Consider the following 1,388-nt stretch of genomic DNA (forward strand, 5'->3'; position numbering starts at 1 on the left):
AGACTGCCCCCAAAAGTTTAGACAAATTAATAATTAATTTTGACAATAATGAGCTCGATATTTAATCGGGCTCATTTTGTTTAAATTTGACTTTATTCTTTCGTTGTTGTAATAGATAATATAGTTATCGATTTCTGTTTTTAATTGTTCTATTGACTTAAATTTTTGTGTATAAAACATTTCAGATTTAAGAGTTCCAAAGAAGTTTTCAATAATTGCATTATCTAAACAATTTCCTTTTCTTGACATACTTTGTTTTATTCCTTTTTCTTTTAATAAATGCTGATATTGTTTCATCTGATACTGCCAACCTTGATCAGAATGCAGGATTAGATTAGTGTTACTTGGTATTTTGTTAAATGCTTTTTTGAGCATCATAACTACTTGATTAAACACTGGTCGTTCTGTTAGTTGATAGCTAATTATTTCTTGATTAAACAAGTCGATAATTGGCGATAAATATAATTTGTTTCCTGACACATTAAACTCCGTTACATCGGTTGCCCATTTTTGGTTTGGAGCTTCAGCTTTAAAATTTCTTTGCAAAATATTTGGCGCTATTTTGCCGTTTTCGCCTTTGTAGGATTTGTATTTTTTTACTCGAATGATACTTTTTAATCCTAACATTTTCATCAATCTTAAAACGGTTTTGTGGTTGATAATTATTACTTTGTTATTCAGTTCATCGGTTATTCTTCTATAGCCATATCGACCTTTATGCTTGTGATAAATTGACTTTATTAATTCCTTGACTTCTTTATATTTATCGGGTAATTTATTTTGTTTTTGATGATAATAAAAACTACTACGTGCCATATTAGTATGATTTAAAAGTGTTTTTAAATCATATTTATGCCTTAATTCTGTTATGACTTGTGCTTTTTGGCTTTCTCTTCTGCTTGAATTAAGGCTTGCAACTTTTTTAGAATATCAAGTTGGCAACGTAACGATTCGTTCTCCAAAAGAAGTTCTTCTTCTCTTGTTAGAGGTTTGTCTGATTTGCGTTTTTTACGTTTATAATCACTCATAGATTTTGGTCTGCCTTTACACTTTGGATATAATCCTTTCAAGCCAAAGTTAGCAAAATTTTTTTGCCATTGAAAAATAGATGAGATAGGTACTTCAAATTTTAAACTAGCATCAAAGAGTGATGAATTATTTGAAAGCATATATTTGACAACCTTATACTTAAAATCAAAACTAAAAATAGTTTTGGTTTTACTAATTTCTAATCCTAAAATCCCTTTAGTTTTGTATAAACCAACCCATTTTCTAATCACAGATTTATCAACATCAATTTCTTTTGAAATATCACTGTATGAAAAATCATTGTTGATGTACTTTAAAACTTGTTCATGCTTAAATGCAGATGGAAAACTCCTTTTTTT

At 28.5% G+C, this 1,388-nt stretch carries 1 protein-coding gene and 1 pseudogene; both read right to left on the reverse strand.

Translation table 11 applies throughout. From position 1 onward, the window contains the following. Positions 1-33: 33 nt before the first annotated feature. A pseudogene (locus IAI56_RS15660) lies at positions 34-930 on the reverse strand (IS3 family transposase); the annotation flags it as partial. Beyond that, on the reverse strand, positions 867-1,388 hold a 522-nt coding region (locus IAI56_RS15665; protein ID WP_187658750.1), incomplete at its 5' end, for a helix-turn-helix domain-containing protein. The pseudogene IAI56_RS15660 and the gene IAI56_RS15665, both read right to left, overlap by 64 nt.

It is taken from the genome of Flavobacterium macrobrachii, assembly GCF_014486675.1.
Taxonomy (GTDB): Bacteria; Bacteroidota; Bacteroidia; order Flavobacteriales; family Flavobacteriaceae; genus Flavobacterium; species Flavobacterium macrobrachii.